This is a genomic window from Companilactobacillus bobalius (assembly GCF_009764355.1).
This window is the reverse complement of the sequence record NZ_LNUA01000065.1, coordinates 1-4,316: the sequence shown is the minus strand read 5'-3', so window position 1 is coordinate 4,316 and position 4,316 is coordinate 1. Positions and strand designations below refer to the sequence as shown.

5 protein-coding genes are annotated in these 4,316 nt (G+C 38.2%); all 5 read right to left on the bottom strand.

The window, feature by feature from the left end:
- The coding region (locus ATN92_RS14780; protein WP_158106803.1) for an SDR family NAD(P)-dependent oxidoreductase at positions 1-215 on the bottom strand (215 nt) is incomplete at its 3' end.
- A gap of 154 nt (positions 216-369) precedes the next feature.
- Positions 370-1,059: a replication protein gene (locus ATN92_RS14775; RefSeq protein WP_012478241.1), complete on the bottom strand. Its 690-nt coding sequence runs from the start codon at positions 1,057-1,059 to the stop codon at positions 370-372.
- A gap of 72 nt (positions 1,060-1,131) precedes the next feature.
- Positions 1,132-1,287 carry a ribbon-helix-helix protein, CopG family gene (locus ATN92_RS14770; RefSeq protein ID WP_004906453.1) on the bottom strand — a complete coding sequence of 52 codons (156 nt, stop codon included), beginning with the start codon at positions 1,285-1,287 and terminating at the stop codon, positions 1,132-1,134.
- A 595-nt stretch (positions 1,288-1,882) separates the two neighbouring features.
- Positions 1,883-2,968: a MobV family relaxase gene (mobV, locus tag ATN92_RS14765; protein WP_056950758.1), complete on the bottom strand. Its 1,086-nt coding sequence runs from the start codon at positions 2,966-2,968 to the stop codon at positions 1,883-1,885.
- 580 nt (positions 2,969-3,548) lie between these two features.
- The coding region (locus tag ATN92_RS14760) for an SDR family oxidoreductase (RefSeq protein ID WP_158106802.1) at positions 3,549-4,316 on the bottom strand (768 nt) is incomplete at its 5' end.

Here is a 4,316-nt window from a genome sequence, read left to right as displayed (position 1 = left end):
GTAAAAACAGCACTTCTATCAGTAACATCAAGACTTAACGGAAGTAACATTCCTTCAAACTGGTATTTTAACTCATTAAGTTTTTCAATATTTCTAGCAACACCAACAACCTTATCTCCTGACTCTAGTACTTTTTTAGTGAACTCGTATCCTAGTCCACTGCTCGCTCCTGTAATAAACCATACTCGTGTATTTTCTACGTTACTAAATGTCATAAATAATTTCCTCCATTAATCATGTAATATTTAGGTAGCAATTACCCGATATAAAAAAGGGTGAGTACCAAATATTTTATCCAAAAAAGGCTCAGCAAAAAGGGAAAACAAAAAAACGCAAAACGTAATAGAAAAAGGTATCCAAAATGCAGTTTTATTTCTGTTTTTCATCTCTAATCTCCTTATCGTTCAATATTTCGCCCGTTTCTTTATCAATATCGCCCCTGCCGTATCTTCGTTCTTGATAGACTGCGTCAAAATATAGCCTTACCAAGGCAGTATGCGCACGCAAAACGGAGTTAATTATTTTCATACTAGGAAGCCCATACTCATTACCATGAACTCTAACAAAACGCTTCAATTCACGTATATTAGCTATCCCATATTCATCAATCAAATCACAGACAGTATTCAACATATCGTCTTTATCTTCCACATCAAGCGATATATATCTATCAATATCAAAATTATTAATCAGCGTAATATCTTGTTTATTATATTTATGCTTTTTCTTCTCGATAGCGTCTTTCGACTCATGAGTAAGATATAAATACATACTTGTCATACTTCTGATGACTATTTGTACTTTAGCAATACTCTGATCGCCTAGAAGCTGTTTAATTTTGTACCGAACACTATCAGCAGTAACTGGGTTTTTAGCCACATAGACAACATGATAATGTGGCTTTTTAAAATCTTGTCCTGGCACAGTACTTTTATCTTTATCATGCAATGGACTAACAGCAATTGGGACACCAATTAATTCCAATTTCGACTTCCAATCTTCTGGAATAGATTCGGGATATAACAAAAAGGTGAAGTATCTTGATTTGTCTTTTGCCATAATGGTAGAATAACCTTGTTAGAACAACAATGTTTAGCGGAAACTTTCGTCTTGCCCAAGCCGAGTTTTCGCTTATTTTTTTTGTTCTAATTCCTTTCTTGAATAATCTTCTAAAGCTAAAGCTAAAATCGCAGACTTGGAAAAACCTTTTTCTTTCGCAAGTTTTTCCAAAGTAGAATACTGGTCTTCAGTTAAACTGACCGTAATTCTTTTTTTATTTGTAGCCATATTTTTTACTCCAAACTAAATTAATTTTAAGTACACCACTATTATGCGTTTTTGCAACATTATTGTCAACAATATGTGCTAGAAACCTCTATTTTGCTAAAAACTCGCTAAAAACTCGCCAAAAACTCGCCGAGATATAAAACTCTGTAACCATTGATATCAAAGGCTTAAAATCACTTTTTTATCAAAATTGGCACTCGGCACTTAAAAGGGGGGTCGTAGTACGGGAGCGAAAATCGCTCCCTGCCCCCTGATTTTCAAAATTTTTATTCCACTCAAACCAAAATATGGGCTCCGCCCAAACCCGCAAGCTGTGTCAGCTTGACCCCATAAATGAGCGGGAGCTCCCGCTCAAACTCACCCCGCACTCGCCGTGGGGCAGGCAAAAAAAGCAGGTGTGCTTTTCTTTGCATGCGCAAAAGTGTTTTATCCGCTAGTCTATCAACTCCTTAAAGCCTCAAAAAAGGGGCTAACTGCTAAAGCAGCAAGCCCCTTTAATTCGATTTACCGTTGACAGACACAAAGTTAACTACGTTCAATCTAGTGAGATGTTAAATTAAGCTCTTAAACGCCATTTTAAGCCCATATAAGTGTTTTAAAGATGTGGACCGCCTAATTCATCAGATTTATGCCTGTCGAATTCCTGTGAGCTTTCAGGGGCTTTTTTAGACGGTTCTTTTAGTCCTGCACGCTCTAGCCACTTTTCAGGTAAATTAATACCTAGTTTTTTGTGTAGAAACTCATCAACATTGCGCACAATGTCTTGAAGTGTTCCGACTAACTTTCGCAAACGAACATTTTCTCTTTCGAGGTCATTATATTCCCACGTTGTTCTAGTCAGTTTATCTCCTAACGAGTCGGCTTCACGCCTTGCTCTAGCATGCATTTGATTGTAATTATCACTAAAAGACGCCCGTTGTTCCAAATCAGCGAGATCAGATTTATCAACCGTGACTTTATTTTTATTCATCAAGGTGGGTTTACTAGCAATTTTTTTGTTATCCCGTGGCTTGATTTCATCAAGCTGTTTTTTTGTATGTGCAAGCTTTACTTGTGTCTCTTGTTTTTCGGTCTCTATTTTTTTCAATTCTTCCCGCATAGCTTTGTATTCGGGTACTGATAAGTTCTTACGCTCTTTATTTTTGTTGCCACGTTCAACATCAAAGCCATTTTCTTTGAGGTACTGTGGGAATTCCTCTTGAATACGTTGTAAGGCTTCACGATTGAATATACGCTTAGCTGAGAGCTTTTTATCATCATCAAAGGGCACAATGCCCATATGCATGTGTGGGGTCTTTTCGTCCATATGAACGACTGCATAGCGAATATTTTCGTCACCATAGTTATCTGCAAAATATTGTTTGGCTGTTTCAAAATATTTGCGGGTTTCGGCTTCGTCTAATTGCTCAAAAAAATCTTTGTCACTGGTTAGAATCCATTCATTGACTAAAACAGCGTCTTTGCGAACTGCCCGCTTACTCGCTTTGTTTTCGTTGATATAGGCTTCAATATCCGTTTTAAAATTATCAGTGCGCCCAACCACCAAATCATAATTCAGGTGGGAGCGGGAAACATCAATATCTTCGTTGCTGTGATTAGTCGTTTTCCGTTGGTCATGATTGCCAATGCCGACTAAATTATCAGCTTTTAATTTCGTCATTCTAGCCACTGCAAAACTCATTGTATGCACCTCATTTCGGAGTTATCTTCCAAGTAAAGTATAACACACTATACTTTACATTCGTAAAGGTGTGCTCTCCGAGGGTCAAAGCAAGAACCTGGCTTGTGCCAGATTCCCAAAGTCAAAAGCAAAAAAATAACCGCTGCTGCCGTTTCTTTTTCCTAGTAACAGAAATGAGATTTTCACCTTTGCGCTTTTCCGCAACGGTTGCAAATTCATTCCCAAGATCAAGTAAAAAAACCATGGGCTTTGCCCAAACCCACGAGGGAAAAATTTCCCCTCGACCCCCTCCAAAAAACTCCCCCAACCCCCTCACTTTTTGAGGGGGCTCCCTCGCCGGTTGGCAGGACAAAACAAAGTTTTGTCAATGCCGAGAGGGTGGAAAATCAGTGGCTCGTATCAACTCCTTAAATTCCTTCCGCTTTGCTCCAGTCAGACATTTACCGTTGACACTTCCCGTTTATCTTTCCTTCTGGCCAAATAAAAAAAGAGTAGCCGTAGCCACTCTTAATTTTACTTATTCAACAATCGCGCCCGATTGCGGCATACTTAAAAATAATCTCAATATTTTTTTGATCTTCTATTCCTCGATTATTCCATATCCTTCTGGTGCAGGAATCCCATGTTCTGCAGAACGACTGACTGATTCCCACTCTTTCCATGTAGATATACGTTTTTCTGCATTTTCAACAGCTAAATCATAAACAAGGCTTCCTAGAATCAATCGGAGAGGCGGATTCTCACTATTAACCAGTTTCATTATAGCTTCGGCAGCCAACTTAGGGTCACTATCAACTGATTCGGTTGAGTTTTGTTGAGCCAACTTCTCACGTAATGAATCATACTCTTTGTTCTGTGTGGTAAAACTCATTTTTAAGTATAGATTCGTCCAATAGCCTCCGGGTTCAACGATAGATACCTTTACACCAAAATGTGCAGCTTCTTGTGCTAATGCCTCGCTAAATCCTTCTAAAGCAAATTTGCTAGCACTATAGATTCCCGACATTGGACCAGTAATCAGTCCACCAATACTAGATATCTGTATAATATGACCTGATCCTTGTGTCCGTAAGTACGGCATAGCTGCTTGACAAATCCAAATTGCACCATAGAAATTAGTCTCCATTTGACTTCTAACTTCATCTTCACTAAATTCTTCAATCATTCCCAATACCATATTTCCTGCATTGTTAATGACAATATCGATCCTTCCAAAATGTTTAATGGCAGTTTCCACTGTAGTAAAAACAGCACTTCTATCAGTAACATCAAGACTTAACGGAAGTAACATTCCTTCAAACTGGTATTTTAACTCATTAAGTTTTTCAATATTTCTAGCAACACCAAC

Excerpts from the sequence above, each read along its gene's own strand:
- mobV (WP_056950758.1), bottom strand. The coding sequence starts at position 2,968 with ATGAGTTTTGCAGTGGCTAGAATGACGAAATTAAAAGCTGATAATTTA.
- ATN92_RS14770 (WP_004906453.1), bottom strand. The coding sequence starts at position 1,287 with ATGGCTACAAATAAAAAAAGAATTACGGTCAGTTTAACTGAAGACCAG.
- ATN92_RS14775 (WP_012478241.1), bottom strand. The coding sequence starts at position 1,059 with ATGGCAAAAGACAAATCAAGATACTTCACCTTTTTGTTATATCCCGAA.